At 55.4% G+C, this 20,254-nt stretch carries 20 protein-coding genes; 7 read left to right on the top strand and 13 right to left on the bottom strand.

Annotation, left to right across the window (positions count from 1 at the left end; all coding sequences use genetic code 11):
- Positions 1 to 105 precede the first annotated feature (105 nt).
- Both JIN87_RS23335 and JIN87_RS23330 read right to left on the bottom strand, forming a co-directional pair.
- Positions 106 to 1,068 carry a hypothetical protein gene (locus JIN87_RS23335; RefSeq protein ID WP_200358093.1) on the bottom strand — a complete coding sequence of 321 codons (963 nt, stop codon included), beginning with the start codon at positions 1,066 to 1,068 and terminating at the stop codon, positions 106 to 108.
- 65 nt (positions 1,069 to 1,133) lie between these two features.
- The gene (locus JIN87_RS23330) at positions 1,134 to 2,114 is read right to left on the bottom strand and encodes a zinc-binding dehydrogenase (RefSeq protein WP_200358091.1); all 981 of its coding nucleotides are present in this window, start codon (positions 2,112 to 2,114) and stop codon (positions 1,134 to 1,136) included.
- Positions 2,115 to 2,395: 281 nt separating this feature from the next.
- Between JIN87_RS23330 and queC the strand changes: the two genes are divergently transcribed.
- From queC to recF, 4 genes are all read left to right on the top strand, one after another.
- Complete coding sequence (gene queC, locus JIN87_RS23325) at positions 2,396 to 3,127, top strand: 7-cyano-7-deazaguanine synthase QueC (RefSeq protein ID WP_200358089.1); 732 nt, start codon at positions 2,396 to 2,398, stop codon at positions 3,125 to 3,127.
- Between the two features lie 71 nt (positions 3,128 to 3,198).
- The gene (locus JIN87_RS23320; protein WP_200358087.1) at positions 3,199 to 3,648 is read left to right on the top strand and encodes a 6-pyruvoyl trahydropterin synthase family protein; all 450 of its coding nucleotides are present in this window, start codon (positions 3,199 to 3,201) and stop codon (positions 3,646 to 3,648) included.
- Between the two features lie 13 nt (positions 3,649 to 3,661).
- Positions 3,662 to 4,357 (top strand): 7-carboxy-7-deazaguanine synthase QueE, encoded by a 696-nt coding sequence (locus tag JIN87_RS23315; RefSeq protein ID WP_200358085.1) that lies wholly within the window; start codon positions 3,662 to 3,664, stop codon positions 4,355 to 4,357.
- A 9-nt stretch (positions 4,358 to 4,366) separates the two neighbouring features.
- Positions 4,367 to 5,446, top strand: coding sequence for a DNA replication/repair protein RecF (gene recF, locus JIN87_RS23310; protein ID WP_200358083.1), 1,080 nt, complete (start codon positions 4,367 to 4,369; stop codon positions 5,444 to 5,446).
- Here recF and JIN87_RS23305 read toward each other — a convergent pair.
- From JIN87_RS23305 to coaD, 9 genes are all read right to left on the bottom strand, one after another.
- On the bottom strand, positions 5,443 to 5,934 hold the full coding sequence (locus tag JIN87_RS23305; protein WP_200358081.1) for a response regulator transcription factor: 492 nt from the start codon (positions 5,932 to 5,934) through the stop codon (positions 5,443 to 5,445). The two genes, recF and JIN87_RS23305, sit on opposite strands and share 4 nt — an antisense overlap.
- 146 nt (positions 5,935 to 6,080) lie before the next feature.
- Entirely contained in the window at positions 6,081 to 6,587 is a 507-nt protein-coding gene (locus JIN87_RS23300) for a response regulator transcription factor (RefSeq protein ID WP_200358078.1), read from the bottom strand.
- Positions 6,588 to 6,733: 146 nt separating this feature from the next.
- The gene (locus tag JIN87_RS23295; RefSeq protein WP_200358076.1) at positions 6,734 to 9,190 is read right to left on the bottom strand and encodes a fimbria/pilus outer membrane usher protein; all 2,457 of its coding nucleotides are present in this window, start codon (positions 9,188 to 9,190) and stop codon (positions 6,734 to 6,736) included.
- Positions 9,187 to 9,987 (bottom strand): fimbrial biogenesis chaperone, encoded by an 801-nt coding sequence (locus JIN87_RS23290; RefSeq protein WP_200358074.1) that lies wholly within the window; start codon positions 9,985 to 9,987, stop codon positions 9,187 to 9,189. The genes JIN87_RS23295 and JIN87_RS23290 overlap by 4 nt, the downstream gene beginning before the upstream one ends.
- A gap of 71 nt (positions 9,988 to 10,058) precedes the next feature.
- The gene (locus JIN87_RS23285; protein WP_200358072.1) at positions 10,059 to 10,574 is read right to left on the bottom strand and encodes a hypothetical protein; all 516 of its coding nucleotides are present in this window, start codon (positions 10,572 to 10,574) and stop codon (positions 10,059 to 10,061) included.
- Entirely contained in the window at positions 10,571 to 11,080 is a 510-nt protein-coding gene (locus JIN87_RS23280) for a hypothetical protein (protein WP_200358070.1), read from the bottom strand. Before JIN87_RS23280 ends, JIN87_RS23285 begins: the two co-directional genes overlap by 4 nt.
- Before the next feature lie 27 nt (positions 11,081 to 11,107).
- The gene (locus JIN87_RS23275; protein WP_200358069.1) at positions 11,108 to 11,620 is read right to left on the bottom strand and encodes a hypothetical protein; all 513 of its coding nucleotides are present in this window, start codon (positions 11,618 to 11,620) and stop codon (positions 11,108 to 11,110) included.
- An 898-nt stretch (positions 11,621 to 12,518) separates the two neighbouring features.
- On the bottom strand, positions 12,519 to 13,676 hold the full coding sequence (locus JIN87_RS23270; protein WP_200358067.1) for an iron-containing alcohol dehydrogenase: 1,158 nt from the start codon (positions 13,674 to 13,676) through the stop codon (positions 12,519 to 12,521).
- Between the two features lie 13 nt (positions 13,677 to 13,689).
- Complete coding sequence (gene coaD, locus JIN87_RS23265) at positions 13,690 to 14,169, bottom strand: pantetheine-phosphate adenylyltransferase (RefSeq protein ID WP_200358065.1); 480 nt, start codon at positions 14,167 to 14,169, stop codon at positions 13,690 to 13,692.
- 149 nt (positions 14,170 to 14,318) lie between these two features.
- On the opposite strand from coaD, the gene pgsA reads away from it, so the two are divergent.
- A complete protein-coding gene (gene pgsA / locus JIN87_RS23260) occupies positions 14,319 to 14,912 on the top strand; it encodes a CDP-diacylglycerol--glycerol-3-phosphate 3-phosphatidyltransferase (RefSeq protein WP_200358063.1) in 594 nt (197 codons plus the stop codon).
- 16 nt (positions 14,913 to 14,928) lie between these two features.
- Positions 14,929 to 15,444: a phosphatidylglycerophosphatase A family protein gene (locus JIN87_RS23255; protein ID WP_200358061.1), complete on the top strand. Its 516-nt coding sequence runs from the start codon at positions 14,929 to 14,931 to the stop codon at positions 15,442 to 15,444.
- Positions 15,445 to 15,617: 173 nt separating this feature from the next.
- Here JIN87_RS23255 and lgt read toward each other — a convergent pair whose 3' ends face one another.
- A complete protein-coding gene (gene lgt, locus JIN87_RS23250; RefSeq protein ID WP_200358059.1) occupies positions 15,618 to 16,424 on the bottom strand; it encodes a prolipoprotein diacylglyceryl transferase in 807 nt (268 codons plus the stop codon).
- Between the two features lie 31 nt (positions 16,425 to 16,455).
- Positions 16,456 to 17,553 carry a hemolysin family protein gene (locus tag JIN87_RS23245; protein ID WP_200358057.1) on the bottom strand — a complete coding sequence of 366 codons (1,098 nt, stop codon included), beginning with the start codon at positions 17,551 to 17,553 and terminating at the stop codon, positions 16,456 to 16,458.
- A 299-nt stretch (positions 17,554 to 17,852) separates the two neighbouring features.
- Between JIN87_RS23245 and JIN87_RS23240 the strand changes: the two genes are divergently transcribed.
- Positions 17,853 to 20,240 carry a DEAD/DEAH box helicase gene (locus JIN87_RS23240; protein ID WP_200358055.1) on the top strand — a complete coding sequence of 796 codons (2,388 nt, stop codon included), beginning with the start codon at positions 17,853 to 17,855 and terminating at the stop codon, positions 20,238 to 20,240.
- Positions 20,241 to 20,254 lie beyond the last annotated feature (14 nt).

Genomic DNA, 20,254 nt, shown 5'->3' with positions numbered 1-20,254 from the left:
TCCAGCGATCGCGTGACAAGCACGCTCCCACATTTTTGGGATATCCGCTAGTAGATCAAATTGTAGTTGATAATAGAATACGATGAGCTCTGAGCGGGGTAAGGCTTAACCTTGCTTGTCTCCACCGAACATGGTGGCTGCCATGCGGAGTTGGGAGAGCTGCATGTTGCGCATGCCTTCCAAGGCGTCTACGAGGGCGGCGAGCTGTTCGGGATCGAGCAGCATTTGGGCTTCCTCGGCGATGATGTTGTGCAGTTCGCTGAGGTCGGTCTCGAATTGATCTATGTTCTCGGTGCTGAATCGACCTGGCCCCATGTCGTAGTTTTCCTCGTCGTGGAGATCGCTTCCGAATTTGTAGGCTTCTTTTTGGTCGGCCATGATTTCGAGGAGGCTGCGCTCGGTCTTGGCGGTGATCGGTTTTCCGGCTTGGGCCATGCTCGATTTGAACCCGGAAAGGGACATGCGTTCGGCGATGGTTTTTTCGTAGAACTCGAATTCTCCCATATCGTTCTGATTGTTGAGGAAGGTTTCGATTTCCGCTTTGATCGTTTGGTCGTACTCTTTCATCTCCTCGCCGAGGAGCTTGGCTTCTTCAGGCGAGCTGGCGCCGCCCATCATTTTCATGCTGGTTTCGACTCGGAACATCTGGCGGGCCATGAGGAGATCCATGAGGTGGGTACGTTCTTCGGGTGTGAAGTCGTAGGAGTCGAGCAGGTCCTTGTACATGATCTCGAGGGTCGCTTTCTGGCTGGCCTGCATCATCTCGTTCATTTGAGGGTTGTCCATCATGGCGGAGAAGTCGCGCATGACGCGTTTCCGCTTCGTCGGCTCTGTTGGCTCGGCTTCGACTGGCGCTTCAAGGGGGCTTGCGAGCTGAGGAGGAGTTGGGGCTTGGGCGACCTGTATTGGCTTTTCCGGAGTCTTGGGCTCGGTGGTCTCGCTTTCCTCGGTTTGGAGTTGAGCGACCTGTTCGCGCAGGGCGCCGATTTCGGCGTGTTGTTTGTAGCTGTATGCTGCGAGGGCGAGCATGGCTATGGCGAGCAAGGCGGAGAGGGATTTCGAATTCATGTCACCCAGTCTAAAGAATGGGTGTTACCGCTGTGTTACCTCTAACTGGGAGAGGTGTGCTGGGCTCAGGTTTTGACGACGAGTTTGCCGACTGTCCGTTGTTCTCTGATGCCGAGCAACGCGTCTGCAAGTTCGGCGAAGGAGACGGCCTTTAGGCGTGGTACTCGGATTTTGCCCTGTTCCACCAAGGCGGAAAACGCTTTGCCTGCATTTACTAAGTTGGCTTTGGCCGCGTCTCCGTTTCGATGCCCGGCTCCGAGGCTTAATTGATGAAAGCTAAGGCCTTTCATGAAGCTATCTTTGTATTCACTTGGTCTGACAACATCGACCAGTTCGACCATTTGCCCTTCGAAGGCGAGCGAGTTGGCGACATCGCGGTCGTTGTCTGGGCCTACGGTGTCGAGGCCGATGGATACGCCTTGGCCGTCCGTTATTTGAAGAACTTGGGCCACGACATCTTCTGTTTTGTAGTCGATGGCATGTGTGGCGCCTAGCTCTTTGACGTAGGGGTGGTTGGTCGCCGAGCAGGTGACGATGATGGTCTGCACTTTTAGGTGGGCCGCGATTTGAGTGGCGAATCCTCCGACGCCTCCGGATCCGCCCGTTATGAGGATGGAGTGGTTTTGCGAGGCGTGTAGCTTGTCGACCAGCGCTCTCCAGGCTGTCCAGCCGGCGCAAGGGGTTGCCGCGGCGGTTTCAGCTGAGAGCTCAGGGTGGGGAATGAGTGCTTCGCAGTTTTGAATCGTGTATTCGGCGAATCCTCCGTGCGGCCGAAGCATGTCTCCGTGGCAGAGGACGCGATCGCCGACTCGCCAATTTTCAACCTGGTCCCCGGTGGCGACGATGTGCCCGGAAACGTCTAGTCCTGGTGTCCAGGTCTTGTCCATCTTCGGCGCCATGGATTTCCAGAGATGGATCTTGGCGTCGACTGGGTTGAGCCCGCAGGCGTCCACTTTTATCAGGACGTCGGAATGCTTGGCTTCTGGGACGGGTAGTTCGGCGACGTTGAAGCGATCTGTTTGCGGGTCGAAGGTGAGTGCTTTCATGTGTTCCTGGGGGCAGTGGTTGAGTTTATGGAAGAACGAGAAAAGGGCGAATTTGGTTTTCGAATTCTGGATGGCCAGGGGCTGTGAAAACGCTTGGTAGGGCGTGAGACCCGGCACGCTGCAACGGAAACAGACATGCATTTTGCAATGCGGTCCGCCACGGCGGTCGGACCCTACCTTTTTTTTGAAAAAGGATGTGCCTTATGGAGACCGACTCGAGGAGGGCTGGCCGCAGATGCCTTGGAGTTGACTTGAGGCGGCGGCTGGGGAGAGTGGCGGCTATGGATTCGCAGGATCAAACAGCGCCAAAATCGGTTGTCGCCGTGTACTCGGGGGGAATGGACTCGACGGTTATGCTTTACCGGATGCAGGAGCTAGGGGTGGAGATAAAGGGGGCATTGAGCGTCAACTACGGCCAAAAGCATGCCAAGGAGCTCGATGTGGCGGCGGAGATTTGCAGGGAGCTGGGGATTCGGCATCAGGTGGCTGATTTGACGGCTTTGCAGGTGTTGTTCGGCAAGAGCAGTTTGACCAATTTGGACGAGGACGTGCCGGAGGGTCACTATGAGGAGGACCAGATGAAGTCCACCGTGGTGCCGAATCGGAATATGGTGCTGCTCTCAGTGGCGACGGCTTGGGCTGTGTCTCTGGAGGCGGAAGCGGTGGCCTATGCAGCTCATGGTGGCGATCATGCGATTTATCCGGATTGCCGAGAGGAGTTCGCGGAGGCCTTGGACAAGGCGATCCAGCTGTGCGACTGGAGCAAGGTGAGCTTGTATCGCCCCTTCGTGAAGTCGAACAAAGCGGAGATCGCGGCGGAAGGCGCTCGCTTGGGGGCGAAGTTGGAGCGGACTTGGTCCTGTTATAAGGGCGGGGCGCTGCATTGCGGTCGTTGTGGGACCTGTGTGGAGCGTCGGGAGGCGTTTCACTTAGCGGGAGTGGAGGATCTGACGACTTACGAGGCGACGGCTCCCAGCGTGGAGGAGCTGGTGGCTAGCGGTTGGAAATTGTAGCAGGGCTTTTGATGGAGGCTTGCTCCGGGAGCTATGGACGTTAGGGATAACGGCCGCTACCTGAATTGAAGATGTTTACTTGTACGAAGACTTACCAAGACATTCCTTTTGCTCACCGTCAGCATAGGCACGACGGGCATTGCGCGCAGATTCATGGGCACAATTGGAGCTTTACCTTCACCTTTGGTTGCGAGGAGCTGGATGAGTGCGGGTTTGTGGTCGATTTTGGGAAGCTAAAATGGATGAAGGCCTGGATCGACGAGAATTTTGACCATGCTTGTCTCTTCAACGAGGACGACCCTTTGCTCGATCAAATCCTGGCGATCAATGAGCAAAGTGGCTGCAAGATTTACCAGCCGTATATCGTGGACCTTTGCTCTAGCGAGGGAATCGCTCGGCACCTCTACGATGTGATGGATCCGAAGGTTAAGGAGATGACGGACGGGCGAGCGTTCTTGATTTCGGTAGATGTGGTCGAGGACGCGCACAACAGCGCGAAGTACGAGCCTGCGCGCTCGTAGTTTTATTTTGGATATGGCTGACGGGCTGAAACGGCTCCCTGTTCACGAATGCTTCCATTCTTGGCAAGGAGAGGGAGTGCATTTGGGGCGTTCTGCCTACTTCATTCGATTGTTCGGGTGTCCGGTGCATTGTCCTTGGTGTGACTCGGCGGGAACTTGGCATCCGGATCATGTGCCGGACGAGGTGGCGCGGCAGAGTGCCGTGGAGTTGGCGGATCAGGCTTTGGCGAGCGGAGCGGAGTTTGTGGTCGTGACTGGCGGGGAGCCGGCGATTCACGATTTGTCTTTGCTGACGGAGGAGATTGCCAAACGTGGGATGGGGCGTCACTTGGAGACGAGCGGAGCGTTTGAGATTCGTGGAGATTTCGATTGGATCACCTTGAGCCCGAAGTGGCAGAAGCTGCCGCTTGAAGAGAATTTGGCCAAGACATCTGAGTTTAAGCTGATCGTCGAGGACGAGCAGTCTATAGCGAAGTGGGTGCAGGAGCTCGGCGATTATGTTTCGAAGGCTTCCACGGTTTGGCTTCATCCGGAATGGTCGCAGAGAGCGAACTCCGCGGTGCTTGAGTCGATCACTCGCTGGGTGAAGGAGAAGGGGGACCCGTATCGTGCAGGTTATCAGATGCACAAGTTGTTCAATGCGGATGTACTCGATCCTAATTCTCGCAAGTCCGCGCCTTTGGGTGGAGACGAGGCGAAGGGATACTAGCGAGCGGCGATGAGGTTCAAGACTGTAGCTGTATCCAATTATCGGAACATAAAATTTGCCCGCCTCGATGTAGATGCGGATCGAGTTTTTTTTCTGGGGCGGAACGGGCAGGGGAAGACAAATCTCCTCGAGGCGATTGGGTACGTAACATCACTCCGGGCGTTTCGAGCCAGGGAGAACGAGACGTTGTTGGGGCCAGAAACTGCCCAGGCTGAAATCGTTTACGAAATCGAGCATGAGGATGTGGGGGAAGCGAAGGCTCACGTGCGCATCAAGAAAAAGGGGAAGGAAGTCTCGCTCGATGAAGAACCGGTGCGTCGCGCTTCGGATTTTGTGGGGCGTTTCCCAGCTGTTACTCTTTCTTCTGAAGATCTAAATATTGTGCGTGGCTCGCCGGGGGGGCGTCGTCGTTTCATCGATACGTTTCTGTGTGGCATTGATCGACAGTATTACGTCGCTCTACAGCGGTATCAGAAGTGTATTCAGGAACGGAATGCGCTTTTGAAGAAGGGGGCGTCTGCGGCATTGATGAAGCCTTTTGAGAAGCAGCTAATCGATCCTGCTTTAGAGGTGATCGGCAAGCGACAGAGGGTGATCGCCGAGCTGGGAGGGATGGCGAGTCGTTTTTACGAGACCTTGTCAGGTTCGGCTGAGGAGATTGGAGTGAGCTATAAGCCGAACGCTCTTCCCGAGGACGAGCAAGGCTATTGGGATTTGCTAGAGCGGAACCGGAGGCGCGACGAATTTTTGCAAAACACGGGCAAGGGGCCGCATCGAGACGATTTCGAGTTGAGCTTAAATGGAAGGTCAGCTGCGGATTTCGCCTCTGATGGCCAACAGAGGAGCATCGCCTTGTCTTTGGCGTTCGCGACGATTGCCTATTGGCGAGAGCAGTTCGGGGTGTGTCCGGTGTTGTTGATTGACGATGTGCTCGGTGAATTGGACCCAGCCCGGAGAGAGCGTTTTTGGAATGCTTTGGATTCTGGTATCCAATTGATCGCTACTGGTACGGAACTTCCGGGTGCGGCTGCGGGAAAGGAATGGCTGGTCTACCGCGTAGATGCGGGAGCGTTCGCGCCTGCTGATTAATTCGCGGCGTAGAGCTGGTTCCAGCGCTCTGTCAGGTTGTAAGCGGTTTGGTAGATGTCGCCGATGGTGGTTGGTTTGGGTAGTATCTTGAGCTTCGTGTCTTCGTCGAGTCGCTTGTCTGCCTGAGCTTGGGCTATTTCGGGGAAGCCGGTGACGATCACGAAGTTGATCCGTGGATCGTGCTTGTGGAGGTTTTGTATCGTTTCGACTCCATCCCAGCCGTTCATGCGCATGTCGACGAATGCGATTTGAATCGGGTCTTCTTTTTCCGCCTGCTTAGCGCAGATATCTAGGCCGTACTCTCCGTTGAATGCGTTGTGTACTTCGAAATTGTATACGGGGTTGTCGTCTTCTTTCTGCTTGGAAGCATCGCTTGAATACTCTTCAGGGTGCAGAAAAGTGGTGAAGAGATGGTGTATGGAAGGTTCGTCATCGATGATGAGAACGTTCCTGTGTTGGAATCCAGAAAGGTCTAGGGGCGTTTGCATCGTAGTGGGGTTGCGGCTACGAATATCTTATCGTATTTTAGCCGGCCCATGCAACGGGGAGCGCTTGTTTTGACCAGTGATTAACCTTTGAAGCACGGTTATTAGTCTAGGCGCTTGCGAATATGAGGGGCGCTGTTGGAACTCCGTCAGTTGTCTCCGTGCAGACGGTTCCAGCGTTTGGTCATTGAATAGGCCGATTGGTAGATCTCTTCAAGTTTTGTCGGCTTGGGAAACACTTGTAGTTGGGCTGCTCCGATGCGTTCGGCAACCTGTTCGCGTGTATCGTCGGGGAAACCTGTTATGATAATGAAGGTGATGCGTGGATCGTGCTCCATGATGTTTTTCACGGTTTCGACTCCGTCCCAGCCTTTCATCCGCATGTCGACAAAGGCGAGCTGGATGGGGGCGTTGCGTTTGGCTTGGGCCTTGCAAATTTCAAGTCCTTGCTCACCGGATTCGGCGGTGAAGACGTTGAAGTTGTAGATGGCTTTCCTGGAATCGACCAGGATTTCGCCGTCGTCTGAAAGGGAGTAAGAGTCGTCCTCTATCTCTGGGTGGAGACAGGTGGAGAACATCTGGTGCATCGCTGGTTCGTCATCGACAATGAGGATGTTGCGATGACGGAAAGCCGATAGGTCGTAAGGCGTTTCCATGGGGATAGCTAAAGGGGTGTTTGATCAGGGGGCAGTTACAGGTATCGGATATACGTGAAGACACGTAAGTCGACCTGGTTCGTTTTTACCGAAGTTTAACTGCTTGAAGGGGCTCTTTGTGTGGCGAAGAGGGGCGAGCGCTTTCGCTAGTTTTCCTTTTCTTGAAGCAGGAGTTTGCCGAGGATGATCATGGTCTCGCCTTTTACTACAGCGAACTCCGTGAACTCGCTGGTATTGGCAACCGTCACTTTGTAGGTTCCGGGGGTGAGGCTTGAAGCCATGAAGCGCCCGGCGCCGTTTGTAAATGTATCCACAATCTTGCCACTGTCACTCGTGAGTCGGACTCCTTTGTATTTGACGGGTACTTCGTCGGAGTAGAGGAGGGTTCCGCGAGCGGCGTAGATTGCGTCGTTGCCGAGTTTGAGTTTCGTGCCTCGTTTGTAGTTCGGGAAAAAGTAGTAGTCGTTGCGTTCGAGGAAGAGGTCGCTGTCGACGGTTTGTACGGTGGCTGCTGCTTCTCGGTAAGGTAGGAGCGATGGGAGCACGGCGGAGAAGATGGGGCTGGTGTTGTTTTTTTCGAATCCTCCGACAGTTGGGTTGATGCCGAGGTTTACTTCGGACCAAGCGTCGTGCTTGCTGATGATGGCGAAGCTGTTGCGGATACGGTTGGCGAAACCAAAGGCTCCGTCTGCAAAGGCTATCGCGGAGGTCGCGGTGAGGTTTGTTTGAGTGCCTTTGTTGACGTAATCGTCGATCGCTCCGTAGACTTGGTTGTGGGAGAATGCTGCTGAGTAGAGTCCTGCTTGGTAATCGAAGGAGCCTCCGAGGTTGTATCCAGTGTCGCTGTGGAGAGCGTTGAGGCGAAGGTTGAAATAGTCGTCGGCTCTACGGTTGGCGTAGTCGATGTTGGTGGAGACGGAGGTGGCCCCCGGGATGTTTGACGAACGGACTTGGGAGCGGGTTCTCCATTTTCTAGCAGGATTCCAAGTGCAGGTGAGGTAGGCGTTGTAGTCGGATGAATCGAAGGTTCTGGAGTGCCGTAGGCTCAAGGATGTGTAGATCTTTCCGATGCGGCGTCCTAGGGTGAGGCTGAGGTTGCGAGTGCTTGTTCCGTCGTGCTTGTTTTGTTGTAAGAAAATTGTGGATACGTTGAGTTTCTCGAAAAGGAGTTTGGAGATGTTTAGGGAGTTGCTGGATTTTATGGAGAGCGGGCTTGCTGTTTGGCCTGAGCGGGTCAGGTGGTAGCCCGATTGGGTGTAGAGGGAGTTGAGGGAGAGTTGATAGCCTGCAATGCGGCGGGACCAATTGAGTCGCGTTGATAGAGCTCCTGGCGTGTCGTTTGTTTGGTTGTGGCTAAGGGCGAGGCTGATTGCTCCGAAACGTTCGCTCGCGGCCGAAACACTGGTCCCGAGACGATTCCATTCAGAGGAGCCTTGGGCATCGAGACTGAAGGTGAGTTGGTTTGTGAGGCCGCGCTTGTAGTAGCCGCTGAAGATTGGGGTGCGGGAGGTGTATCGTTGGTACCAGTTTGATGAGCTTATGGTTCGGGCGTCTGTGGCCGAGGCAGAAGTCCGGGGAAGGCCGTAGGAAAAGGAATAAGTGGATACGCCAGCGTCGAGATGGTTGAGGGCTCCGAACTCGCTTACGGAAAGAGTGTCGATGAGTCCGGACTGAGTTTCGATTTGCAGGTCCATTTGATTGGGACCGGCCACGAGTTTGAATTCATCGATGTTGTAGTTTCCCGGATCGAGTTGGAGGGTGCGGGTGGTGGCTCCGTTGACCTTGACGGTGACGGTGGCAGGTTCAGCGATTTCGAAAGCGGCGCTGCCAGTTGGCGTGAAGGTGCGGTAGGGTTGGATGCCGAACTCTTTGGAGAGGTTTGCTCCGAAAATTTGGAATCCCCGCTGCAGTTCAATGACTGGGGTGGATACATCCCCCGCGCTGAGGCGCCATAGGTGTTGCGGGAAGTCCTTCACGAGGCGAAGTTCGCTGGTTTGGAAGCGATCGTTTTCGCTCCACCGGCTTTCGCCCTCGAGGGCATAGCCTTTGAGGTTGAGCACGTGGCTGATGCCGAGCTGGTTTCGCGTTGTCGTTTCCGCTCCCTCACGCGCGCTTATAGTGGAGCGTAAGCGAAAATTGGCGTATCCGCTGAGGGTGGCCTGGCGTGTGTGGGCCTCGTAGTTCGGGGCTTTGTGGTAACCGAGGCTTATGCGCTTGATTCCCTCGTCTAGATAGGCGGCACGCTCTTGTATTTGAAGGGCTACGACGAGGCGTTCGAGATCGAGGGCGATTTCGAGTCCAAGTTCCTGATAGCTTTCTAGCGTATGGAAGCCTTCCGGTAAGGCGGCGACGAGGTCGTTGAGGTCGTCTACGACCTTGCCAGTGAGTAGCTCCTTGAGAATGGAGCCTTCGATTTCAACGATTTGAAGCGAGGCATCCGATCGGATGATAATCTCGCCCTTTGGGGTACCGTTGATTTCGATTTCGAGCGGCAGTGTGACGGCGTATGGATCCTCTGCGAGGAGGGATTCGCCACATGTCGCGGAACGGAAGACCAGCGCTAGGACAATCAGAAAGAATGTCCTGGCTGGCCTGGAAATCACCGGCGACGGATGGTTTTCATGTCTATGCGAGCGATCTCATCGATCCTAGGGAACTCCTCGCTCCAATCGACCTTGAACTCTTTCTCGCTGTGCGGAAAGACGACTTGGCCGGAAACGAATTGGAGGCTGTCCTTACTAAGCTCGAAGCGGCTGCCGTCGTGTTTGACGAGGGCGATCTTGGGATACCTGATGTATCCGTGAGCGGCTCCTGTGTTGGCTACGGTGAAGCGTAGCATTGGCTTTGTGGATACGATTTGATCCTGAGGCGTTTCGTCTGCGGTTGCGACGGTGGGTGATGGTTCCTCGAGCTTGCCAAAGTCTTTGATTGATAGCTCCTCTTTGAGATGTCCTGGGGTGAGCCAGACGCGGGTGTTGTACTGCATGACGATCTGCATGCTAAAAGAGTTTTCTCCTTCGGGGAGGGCTTCTCTCGGGAGCTCGACAGGGAGCTCTTTGAAGATGAAGCGATAGGTGTCTTCCTTTTCGCGGGGATCGCCGACATAGAAGGCTTTGACGGAGCGTTTTGAGTTTGGCGGGAGAACGAACTGTTGGGGAATGATGAGGAATTCGTCTTCGCCGTTTCCAACTTCCATGCTTTCGACGCCGTCTTCGCCGACAGTTGGCTTGGCGACGGTGATCTCGATCGGCTTTTCCTGATCGGATTGGTTGGAGAGAACGAACACTTGCTGGGAGCGGGTGGTGTTCGGGTCGAAGTCAGCGACCATGGGGCTTACGCTGAACGCGTGAGCGATAGCTGGTAGAAGGAAGGAAGTGAGGGTGAGGGCGAGTCGTTTCATGATGATGTTGTTTTGTGGGAGATGTGTGAAAGTGGGATTGGGGTGAAGGGTGCTATTTGGATTGGGACTTCCTATTGTACGATAAAGGTGGATACGCAGTCGTAACGGTCCGCCGCTGGGAAAGGGGGGACGTCGTAGCGGATTTCGAATTCGATTTTGTATTTTCCGACGCCGAAACCTGGGTCTGCCTCGATGCGTTGACCGTCTGGATAAACGGTGATGCCTGCTGCGGAGCCGTTGCCGCCGCTGATCCAGGTGATGGATTTGAAGCTTAGCGCGGCGGGGATCTGTTCTTCGGTGTAGGAGCCGATGAGAGCGTTTTGAGCGATCTCGCCAGTGAGGAGCCAGCCGTTTAGCTCGGACTTGTTGGTAAGGTCTAGGGTTAGGCTTCCGGAGTAAACGGTTTGTTGGGAGTCCTTAACCTCGACTTCTGGCAGGGTAACGCGGCCGGGCCCTTCGACCCTGATGGTATCCGACCCGACCACCGAGACGGAGCCGATGATGAATGTGAAAAGTATGAGGGCGGATGTGGTGGGGCTGGTGAGTCGTGTGGGAGCGGGAAAGATGGTCTGGCTGTAGCACTTCATTGTGCGGTAATAGTGAATACGACGACGCCTGTGTATTCTCCGACATCTGCGAATGCGGGCACGTCGTAGGCGAGTTGGTAGTCGATGGTGAAGTTCGAGGTGCCGAGACCGGAGGTGTAGACGACGCTGTTGGCGGATTCGATGAGTGTATTGTTCTGATCTGAGGGATTGGCGAATCCGGCAACAGAGCCGACAGACAGTGTGGCGGATCCGTTTGAAAGAAGACCCGGGGCGGCGCTTAAACGCCACCCCAGGCCGTCTCCGTTCAGATCGTTGACAACGATGTCTGGGATCTGGAAAGAAACCGCGTCTGCTTGCTTCGCGCTGGTCACGACAACCGCACCACTGGTTGGCGTGAAGGGACCACTGACCGAAGACGGAGCTATTTCCAGAGTTCCAGGATTGACCGTTACCTGGAGTCTGGCCTCCTCAATCGCTCCAGATTTAAGCGAGGAGGAAATCGCAACGCTCAGCGCGCAGACGAGGGACTTTCTTTTAAAGAACATTAAAGAGCGGGGGGCCGCTCTGGGCGATTAAAGTGATGTGATGGCGAAGGCCACGGTGCCGGTGTATGTTCCGGTGTCTACGAGAGCTGGAACGTCGTAGGCGACATCGTAGTCTACTGTGTAACCGACTACGCCGGAACCGCTGCCGTAAGTGATTTGGTTGACGCTATCGACAGTCGTGTTGGGGCTATCGGATGGATTGTTGAAACCACCTGTGGTTCCGAGAGGAAGGTTGTTGCTTCCGTTGACGAGGTTGGCTGCTGGAGTTGCGGTGAGCGTCCAGCCTGTGCCGCTGCCGTCGAGGTCGTTGATTTCAACGCCGTTGATTTCGAAGGCGAGAGCGTCGGACTGTAGGGCGCCGGTGATGGATACCGCTCCGCCTACTGGCGAATAGGTGCCAGAGAGGGATGAGGCTACGATTTCGAGCGTTCCAGCGGAGATGGTGGCTGAGAGAGAAGCGTTCTCGTTAGGGCCGCCAAAGGCTACGGTTGATGCGAGGAGACCGGCTGCACCGGCGAACAGTGTTTTGATATTCTTCATGATGTTAGTTCGGGATGTTTATATCGTGATGTTATGTTCCTATAGTGTGCTTGATGGGCACGGCTCTTAGTTGGCTGGCGAGATTGGTATGGTTGGTGGGATGGATGATTTGGATGTCTTTGCCTCTGAGATTTGAGGTCTCTTTAGCTGTTTGTGCCTCTTTGAAAGGGGTGAAAACCCCTTTTGATTTGGCGATGCTCAAAGATATCGTCTGGGGTAGAAATAGCTTGAGTAAAAAATACCCCATGCAGGAAATCGGAAAAGCCTTATTGGGTATTATGATCAGGATACTATTAATAGTGTAGCAAATGGGTGTAAAATGGAGCTATATGTGGGGTATAAAAATTTTAACGAGGGGCGAATAACCTAAAAACCTTTCAGGAGTTTAAATGGAGTGTAAACGAAAAGAGTAGGTCCTAACCATTACGCGAAATAAACGCCCCATATGGAGTGAGGGGACTAAACCCTAGAAGAGGTTTGTTAGGAAATAAAATGTAGGGTGTTTAATTATGAGAGCGGGTGGTTGTGGTTAGGATAGCTGAAATTTCGGGTTTCGGGGCTCCGTTTTGCTTGCTTGGCTGCACATTTCAGAGGTGAGAGTCGCGTTGGCGGCCCTAGCGAGTTCCGAGGATGAGGTTCAGTCTTTCGTTTGCTTTCGGAAATCTGTTGAGAGCGAGTAGGGCTAGCGGTGGGTATGCTCGATCGTTGGGAACGTTCGCAGGGTGATCCTGAGGATCACTCGCGGATAGCGTTTCCTGCGGCAGAGAAGCCTGTGTCGTGACATGCGTTGGATCTCACATACGGTAACGCGGTGCTTTAGACCGCGTCGCCCTTGCGGGATCAAAACTCTCAGAGTCGCGGGCTAAAGCACCGCGCTACCTTTTATGGATGACGCACTCTAGAGCGCGGCTTCCAGAATTTCGATCAGCTCGAACTTGGTGAGCTCGATCGGGTTGCCCTTCATGCTGCTTGAGCTAGCGGATTTGCGGGCTGCTTCCTCGAACTGTTCTTTGGCGAGACCGAGTTCGCCGAGTGTTTTGAGAGGGAGCGCGTTGGAAAGTGATTCGAACCAGGCAACCGCGTAGGAGGCTTTCGCTTGCGGATTGCCGGTGAGGAGGGTGGCGACGTCGTTCATTTTCGAGCGGCTCGGATTTTGAGGATCTCGGGAGTCGAGAGCTCTTAAGTTCGCCGAATAGCAGGGTACGAGCAGGCTGGCGCAGATGGCCCCGTGGGGCGCGTTGATCATTCCTCCTAGCGGACCGGCAAAGCCGTGGATGGAGCCTAGTTTGGCGTTGGCGAGGGCGATGCCGCCGCAAAGGCTAGCGGCGCAGAGGTCCGCTTTTGCGTGGGTATCCAAGGGAGCCTTGCAGGCGGCTTTGATAGACCTGGCAGCCAGGCGGAGGCCTTCGCGGGCGATGCCGTCAGTGAGAGGATTTGAGTTTTTCGAGAGGTAGGCTTCGAGACATTGGATGAGGGCATCCATGCCGGTGTAGGCCGCGATTTCTGGGGGCAGGTCGTAAGTGAGCTCGGGGTCCACGACGGCCCAGGTGGGGAGCATGCTGGCGGAGCGGAGGCTGACTTTGACTCCGGCTTTAGGGACTCCGATCACGCTATTGCGGGTGACCTCGGATCCTGTACCCGCGGTGGTGGGGATTGCCATGAAGGGCAGGGAGTCCTCGGTGAGGGCTTTGCCTTTTCCGACACCTTCGAGGAAATCAATGAGTTGTCCAGAGTTCGTGGCGAGGGCGGCGACTGCCTTGCCGGTGTCGATGACGCTTCCGCCGCCGATGGCTAGGATGCACTTGGCTCCGGAGTCTCGGGCGGCGTTGGTAGCGAGATTTATCGAATTGAGATCCGGCTCTCCGTGGACGGGATGAATAAACACTTCGAATCCGGCCTGAGTGAGTAGCCCCAGTGTTTGGGCGTGCCGTTTCGAGTCGCTTCCGGTGAGGACGAAGAGGGGGCCGTGTGACTCCTGGAGTAGGCTTGGAATGGTCTTGGCGACGCCTTCTCCGAAGTGGATGCTGTTTGCGGTGGCGAAAGAGAAGGCGGACATGGGGAGCGGCTGTTTAGGAGTCGAGCTTTGCTTTGAGGGCTTCGTTCACGTTTTTCGGCACGAATTTGGAGATGTCGGCTCCGTAGCGGGCGACCTGCTTGACGAGGCTGGAGCTGGTGTAGTTGTTGCCTTCGCCGGTCATGAGCAGGATGGTTTCGATGTCGTGCTCGAGGTGGCGATTCATGAGAGCCATTTGAAACTCGTATTCAAAGTCGGATACGGCGCGCAGGCCGCGGATGATGGCGATGGCTCCTTGTTGTTTGGCGAAGTCGACGAGGAGTCCGTTAAATGATGTGGCGCTCGCGTTGGGGGTGTTGGCGAGGTTGGATTCGACGAGGGCGAGGCGTTCTTGCTGGCTGAAGAAGGGGTTTTTGCCCGCGTTTTCGGCGACGGCGACGATGACCTTGTCGAACATGCGGCAAGCGCGTTCTAGTATATCGAGGTGTCCGTGAGTGATTGGGTCGAAAGTGCCAGGGTAGATGCAGATCCTCATAAGCCGGTAAAAACGAGGACTTTGCGAGCGATGTTGGCGTTTGGCAATGTCTGATTGGGGCTTTGCGGGAACTGGTGGCAAGTATTAGATGGAAAGCAAAGAGGAGGCTGGGCTTTACTTTGGCGAGGGAACGTTCTTGAGTGCGGCCGATGAACTTGCCCAACATTCTGACCCTTTCCCGCATCCCGATGATGTTCGTCATCGTCTGGCTGATGCGTGAATCGTTTACGGGGGCAGCGACGGCGGCCTTTGTGTTGTTTGTGCTCGCGGGGATCACTGACTGGGCGGATGGCTACGCGGCTCGCAAGCTGAATCAGGTCTCGAATTTCGGGATCTTGATGGATGCTTTGACGGACAAGATCCTGGTTTTGGGCTTGATGGTGGCATTGGTGGACAAAGGGCCGGAAGATGGCGGAATCCGGATGTTCCTCTTTTTGCTGATCCTCTGTCGCGAGTTCATGATCACCGGGTTGCGTCTGGTGGCGGCGACGAAGGGGGTGGTCATGGCTGCCGAGAGCGCGGGCAAGCAGAAGACGGTCACTCAGATCATCGCCTTGGGCGGCTTTTTGCTCGCGGTGGTGTTTAGCGTGGATTGCGCCCGCTGGGGTGTTGGCTACGCGGAGGAGATCGCGTTCTACGTGGAGTGGATCGGGCGCGCGTTCTTCTGGATTTGCACGATTATGACCCTGTATTCAGGGGCCAAATACTTCAAGAAGTACGGCGACTTGGTGTTCCGCGATTAGCATTCGTTTTTTTCTGATGATAAAGAATCCGAGATGGGCCCGGTATTGGCCAAACAAGGTGGTGGTGAATTTGGCCACTATTGGCAGTTTGGGGCAGTTTAAGGCTCCTGGAACTTGGGGCTCGCTAATGGGGCTCGTTTTTTACGTGGCGTTCATTTCGCACCTGACCGATTTCGCTGCGGCGTTGCTGCTGGCTGTTTTGAGCTATGTGTCGATTGGGATTTGCGGAGAGGCTGAAAAGCGTCTCCAGAAAGTGGATCCGGGAGAAATCATCTTGGACGAGTTTGTGGCGATGCCGATCTGTTTTATTGGGCTTAGCGCGTATGGCTCGCATCCGATGTTTTTCTGGATTGTCGCTGCTGGGTTCGCTCTGTTCCGCTTTTTCGATATCGTGAAGCCGCTCGGGATTAAGAAGCTGCAGCGTTATCACGGCGGTTTCGGCGTGGTGGCAGACGACGTGGCGGCCGCTTTGATCGTAGCGGTGATCTTGAACGTGGGCGTCCGCTTCTTTGAACATTTTTCTTTTGTTTAGGCGCTGAGAATCGCGGCACAAGGCCGCTTCCCACTTTAAGATGCCTGAAGTGAAGTGCGACTGTTCAAAAGAAAAGTGGTCTAGGGGTGCCGCCTAAAGGCGGGACTAACGGTTGGGGGCTCTTCCAATTCTTTTGGTGAGGATACAATTTAGAGACAGGCCCTGCGAGGGATTCACGCCTTCGCTTTTTTGCGGGCGTAGGCGATTATGGCGAGGCCAGCTGTTCCCATGAGGATGGATAGGATGGCTCCTCGGTTGAGACCCATTAGGGTGTCGATGCCTTGGTCGGGCTCGCGGAAGTGTTCGCCGATGACACGGACGATGGAGTAGCCGAGGAGGAATTCGCCGCCGAGCTGGCCGGGATTGTTCTTGATAACGGGCGAGGTCCAGACGCGAACCTGCGTGTAGATTAGCATGAGCAGGCCTTCGAGTCCGGCTTCGTAGAGCTGGGAGGGATGTCGCGGCGCGGGGCCGGCTCCGGGAAATATGACGCCCCAGCTGCCGTCGGTTGGCTTGCCCCAGAGCTCGCCGTTGATGAAGTTGGCGATCCTGCCGAAGAGGAGGCCTGGTGGGGCGAGAGTCGCAAGGAGGTCTCCGACTTGGAAAAAGGAGAGCTTGAAGCGTCGGGACATGATCCAGCCGGCGATAATGACGCCTAGGAATCCGCCGTGGCTGGCCATACCGCCTTGGTTGAACTTGAAGAAGACCAGCGGGTTTTCGAGAAGGACTTGAGGGCTGTAGAAGGCGAAGTAGCCGAGTCGCCCCCCGATAATGACGCCGGCGATGATGGCGAGAAAGAGGTCGCTCTGCTTGTTCGAGTCGAGGGGGGAGAGACCTTTTTTGTAGTAGATGTGTAGCAGCCATGCTCCGGTCATGAATCCGAGCACATAGGCGAGGCCATACCAGCGAATGGCGAGGGTCTCGGTAAATTGGTAGATGATCGGGTTGAGATCGTGGGTCCAGACTTCAGCGAATGGCATGGGATTTATCCAATGATTGGATACGTGAGGTTCAAGAGTTCGCTCTGTTTTTCGCTTCTTCGGCAGCTACCTCGGCGTCTTCGGTCGCGGCGTCTGGAGTTTTGCCTTTGGCTTCTTCTCGAGCGAGTTCTCTCATGTCGATGGCGACGTCGTCCTTTTCGAAGATCTCCTTGCCGAGAATGTACTCCATGATGTCTTCCATGGTTACGACGCCAGCGGTGGAGCCGAACTCGTCGACGACGACCAGAAGCTGTTGGTGCGTCTTTAGGATGGTTTGGAGGGCGGCCGCAACGGTGACCGTCTCGGGCACGAAGTGGACTTCGTTCATGATCTCGCTGAGGCGAACCCGGTCTTGGTCCTCGGCCACGTATTTTAGGAGGTCGCGGCGTCGGGCGATACCGACGATCTGGTCGATCTCCTCGTCGTAGACGGGCATGCGGGCGAAGGGGATATTTGGATACTCCCGGAAGACGTCTCCGATGGTGAGGACCTTTTCCAGGGCCGTGACAACTACACGAGGCGTCATGATGGAGCTGACGATTACGTCGTCGAGCTTGAGGGCGTTGGTGACCATATCTGACTCGCTCGTGGTGAGCGTGCCGTCTTTAGCTCCTTTTTCGGCCAGTAGGATGATCTCTTCTTCGTTTGAGGCGGAGTCCTCGTTTGGTTGCTCTTCGCTCATTACGAAGCGAACGGAGAAGTTTGTCAGCCAGGTGGCGGGCCAGAGAACGATACGCATCCAGCGGAGGGGGGAGACGACCCAGGGCTGAATTTGGGTTTTGTAGCGAACGCCGAGGTTTTTGGGGATAATCTCGGAGAAGATTAGAATGCTCAGGGTGAGCAGGGCGGCGACGACTCCGAGGTAGGTTTCGCCGAAAATCTGGGACGCGAGGGCGCCGACGAGGGTGGAGCCAGCGGTGTTGGCGATGGTGTTGAGCGTGAGGATCGCTGATATGGTATCGGAGAGCTCGGTCTTGTGCTTCTCGAGCAGGAGCCCTTTTTTCGACTGACGCTTCTTGAGGGCTTCAATGTCGGCGACGGTGGTGCTCAGAATGAGGGCTTCGAGCATCGAGCAGACGAAGGAGACGCCTATTGTGAAGGCGGCGGCGAGGATGAATTGGGTTATCATCGGGCTCGCCGTTGTGGGGTGGCGCGGAGCTCTAGGCTCAGAGGGCCGCGGGGGGCAATTGTGTTATCCTGGCTAGGACTTCGCGAGTCAGGGTCCTCGTCGGTCTCGCCATCAAATTGGAGACTGGTGGAGCCAGGGCTGCTATCGGCGTGAAGGGTGTAGGTCATTGATTTTTTGCTAGGATGGTGGGCGTTTGGGAAAAATCAAGGGGCATATTTGGGCGGTGCTGGCGTGAAATGTAAGGGGGAAAGGGGCATCGGAGGGTTGCAAATTGGGCTGGGGCGAGGCTGATTTTGCGGATGGATCCCTTTGTTTTTGACCAGCGTTTCGCCCGTTTCGTGGGGCAGGTGGGTACGGCGGCTGCATCGAAAGGCACTGAGCTGTACGATTCGGGGGCGGTGAGGGTGGATGCTTTGGGCAAGGGGCGGATTCGCGGAAGCGTGCATGAAAAGCGGGAGGGGAGTTTTCAGGTGACGTTGACGGCGAATGACGACGGTGGCTTAAGCGGGAGTTGCAGTTGTCCGGAGTTTTTCAATTGCGCTCACGCTTATGCGTTGGCGAGGGCGGCTCGGGAGCGGATCGTCGGAGCGGGTTCGGGGGCTTCGAGGAAGGGGGCTGAACCCGAGAAGTCTCTCGAGTCGAAGGAGTGGGAGCGTATCTGGAAACTGTCAAAAGGTTCGGGGCATTTGTTGTATCCAAAGGATTTGTACAAGCTTGTCTCGGATCGGCGGAGTTTGGGTGTTTCTGGGCGGGAGCCGATTCGAGCTTTGAAACGAGCCTTGCAAAAGGAGAATCCGCAGAGCGTCGAGGCCTTCGCGGAGGTGGTTGTGGACTATTTTGAGTTCAAAGGGATCGGGTATCACGAGAGTTATAGGGTGGAGCGTTCTTCGAGCGGGAGCTCGGGGGGATTTGAGGAGGAGACGAAGGAGGGCCGAAACTGGGATCGTCCTGCTCTAAAGTTGAGGGCTCGGATTCGTTTGGAGGAGTCGGCAGATCGGGATTGGTTTCAAGCGAGCGCGGTTTGGGAGATCGAAGGAGGTGGATTTTCAAAGGAGGACATAGAGAAGCTTCGCGAAGCGGGTGGCGGGATGGTGAAGCTAGGCGATAAGGGGTGGTTTCGTCTCGGCTCGAAGTTGCCAGAAAATGAGAGCAGGGCGCTGTCGTCGCTCGGCTTGGATCCTGATCGGGGAAATGCGCAGCGAGTTCATTTGTGCCAAGTCGAGGATTTGCTGCCGAAGGAGATGCTCGAGGAAAAGGCTTGGAGTGAGGTCAAGAGGAAGGCTGAGCGACTGCGTGAGATCGGGGAGCCAGAGGTTCCGGCTGAATTGAGGAAGGTTTTGCGCCCTTATCAGGTGGCTGGTTTTCGCTACTTGGCTCGACTGAGCGAGTTGGGCTTGGGTGGGGTCTTGGCGGATGATATGGGCCTCGGCAAGACGCTTCAGACTCTGGCCTGGATGCTTTGGTTGTCTCGGCAGAAGGGGGTGGGGTTTCGTGCACTGGTGATTTGTCCCAAGTCGGTATGCGACAATTGGGTACAGGAGCCGGGCAAGTTTAAGACCGGATTGCGGGCGAAGCGATTTAGGAATGTGGATGACGATTGGGGTGGGGCGAATATTGTAGTCGCCAACTATGCTCAGCTCAGGATTCGGTCGGATTATTTCCTCGGTGAGGATTGGGATGCGGTGGTCTTGGACGAGGCTCAATATATAAAGTCGCCCACATCTCAGACGAGCAAGGTTGCCTACAAGTTGAAGGGATCGCATCGTATCGCTCTTACGGGTACGCCGATAGAGAATAGTCTGACGGACTTGTGGAGTATTATGCGTTTCGCGATGCCTCGACTCTTTGGTCCGCTGGCAAGCTTCAAGGCGAATTATGAAGGCGGGGAGCGTGCGGAGCGTCTTGGTGATTTGAGGAAGCGGATGCGGCCGTTTTTGCTGAGACGTCTGAAGCTCGAGGTAGCGAAGGAGCTTCCCGAGAGGATTGAGGAGGAGCTGTATTGCGAGCTGGAGGGAGAGCAGCGAAGCCGTTACGAGGCGTCTTTGGCTGAGGCGAGGCAGTTGCTCAAGGGCGCGAAGCGCGGGGCGGGGAACGGAGCGTTCAACGTGTTGCAGGCGTTGTTGAGGCTGCGGCAGATCTGTTGCGACCTTCGTTTGGTAGATGAGGACGAGGAGGGGGAGTCTGCCAAGATGCAGGCGATGCTAGATCTTGTTGAGCCTTTGGTTGAGGAAGGTCATCGGGTTCTGGTCTTTAGTCAGTTTGTTAAGCTTTTGGAGATCGCGGAGCGAACTTTGAGCTCAAAGAAGATCAAGTACCTTAAGTTGACCGGACAGACTGGTAACCGCGGCGAGCTCGTGAAGCGTTTCCAATCTGAGGACGCCGAGGAGCAGGTGTTTCTACTTTCGCTAAAAGCGGCGGGATCCGGGCTTACGCTAACGGCGGCGTCTTATGTGGTTCTGTTGGATCCTTGGTGGAACCCGGCGGTTGAGGCTCAGGCTATTGACCGAGCTCACCGGATTGGGCAGCGGAACCAAGTTATCGCTTACCGTATCCTGACGAAGGATACGGTGGAGGAGAAGATTCGGAAAATCCAGAAAGAGAAGGCGGAGCTAGCTGCCGCTCTGTTTGGTGAGGGGGCAGTTGATGCTAAGGTGAGCCTTGAGGAGCTGGAAGAGGTGCTGGGCTAGGTTGCCTTAGGGAT

The sequence above is a fragment of the Pelagicoccus mobilis genome (assembly GCF_016595505.1).
GTDB lineage: Bacteria > Verrucomicrobiota > Verrucomicrobiia > Opitutales > Opitutaceae > Pelagicoccus > Pelagicoccus mobilis.
The sequence above is the reverse complement of the archived record's forward strand: the minus strand, read 5'-3'. Positions and strand labels throughout refer to the sequence as shown.

Excerpts from the sequence above, each read along its gene's own strand:
- JIN87_RS23300 (WP_200358078.1), bottom strand. The coding sequence starts at position 6,587 with ATGGAAACGCCTTACGACCTATCGGCTTTCCGTCATCGCAACATCCTC.
- JIN87_RS23305 (WP_200358081.1), bottom strand. The coding sequence starts at position 5,934 with ATGCAAACGCCCCTAGACCTTTCTGGATTCCAACACAGGAACGTTCTC.
- JIN87_RS23290 (WP_200358074.1), bottom strand. The coding sequence starts at position 9,987 with ATGAAACGACTCGCCCTCACCCTCACTTCCTTCCTTCTACCAGCTATC.
- JIN87_RS23255 (WP_200358061.1), top strand. The coding sequence starts at position 14,929 with ATGATAAAGAATCCGAGATGGGCCCGGTATTGGCCAAACAAGGTGGTG.
- JIN87_RS23270 (WP_200358067.1), bottom strand. The coding sequence starts at position 13,676 with ATGTCCGCCTTCTCTTTCGCCACCGCAAACAGCATCCACTTCGGAGAA.
- lgt (WP_200358059.1), bottom strand. The coding sequence starts at position 16,424 with ATGCCATTCGCTGAAGTCTGGACCCACGATCTCAACCCGATCATCTAC.
- JIN87_RS23330 (WP_200358091.1), bottom strand. The coding sequence starts at position 2,114 with ATGAAAGCACTCACCTTCGACCCGCAAACAGATCGCTTCAACGTCGCC.
- JIN87_RS23335 (WP_200358093.1), bottom strand. The coding sequence starts at position 1,068 with ATGAATTCGAAATCCCTCTCCGCCTTGCTCGCCATAGCCATGCTCGCC.
- JIN87_RS23280 (WP_200358070.1), bottom strand. The coding sequence starts at position 11,080 with ATGTTCTTTAAAAGAAAGTCCCTCGTCTGCGCGCTGAGCGTTGCGATT.
- pgsA (WP_200358063.1), top strand. The coding sequence starts at position 14,319 with ATGAACTTGCCCAACATTCTGACCCTTTCCCGCATCCCGATGATGTTC.
- JIN87_RS23320 (WP_200358087.1), top strand. The coding sequence starts at position 3,199 with ATGTTTACTTGTACGAAGACTTACCAAGACATTCCTTTTGCTCACCGT.
- JIN87_RS23285 (WP_200358072.1), bottom strand. The coding sequence starts at position 10,574 with ATGAAGTGCTACAGCCAGACCATCTTTCCCGCTCCCACACGACTCACC.
- JIN87_RS23315 (WP_200358085.1), top strand. The coding sequence starts at position 3,662 with ATGGCTGACGGGCTGAAACGGCTCCCTGTTCACGAATGCTTCCATTCT.
- queC (WP_200358089.1), top strand. The coding sequence starts at position 2,396 with ATGGATTCGCAGGATCAAACAGCGCCAAAATCGGTTGTCGCCGTGTAC.
- JIN87_RS23275 (WP_200358069.1), bottom strand. The coding sequence starts at position 11,620 with ATGAAGAATATCAAAACACTGTTCGCCGGTGCAGCCGGTCTCCTCGCA.
- JIN87_RS23245 (WP_200358057.1), bottom strand. The coding sequence starts at position 17,553 with ATGATAACCCAATTCATCCTCGCCGCCGCCTTCACAATAGGCGTCTCC.
- coaD (WP_200358065.1), bottom strand. The coding sequence starts at position 14,169 with ATGAGGATCTGCATCTACCCTGGCACTTTCGACCCAATCACTCACGGA.
- recF (WP_200358083.1), top strand. The coding sequence starts at position 4,367 with ATGAGGTTCAAGACTGTAGCTGTATCCAATTATCGGAACATAAAATTT.
- JIN87_RS23240 (WP_200358055.1), top strand. The coding sequence starts at position 17,853 with ATGGATCCCTTTGTTTTTGACCAGCGTTTCGCCCGTTTCGTGGGGCAG.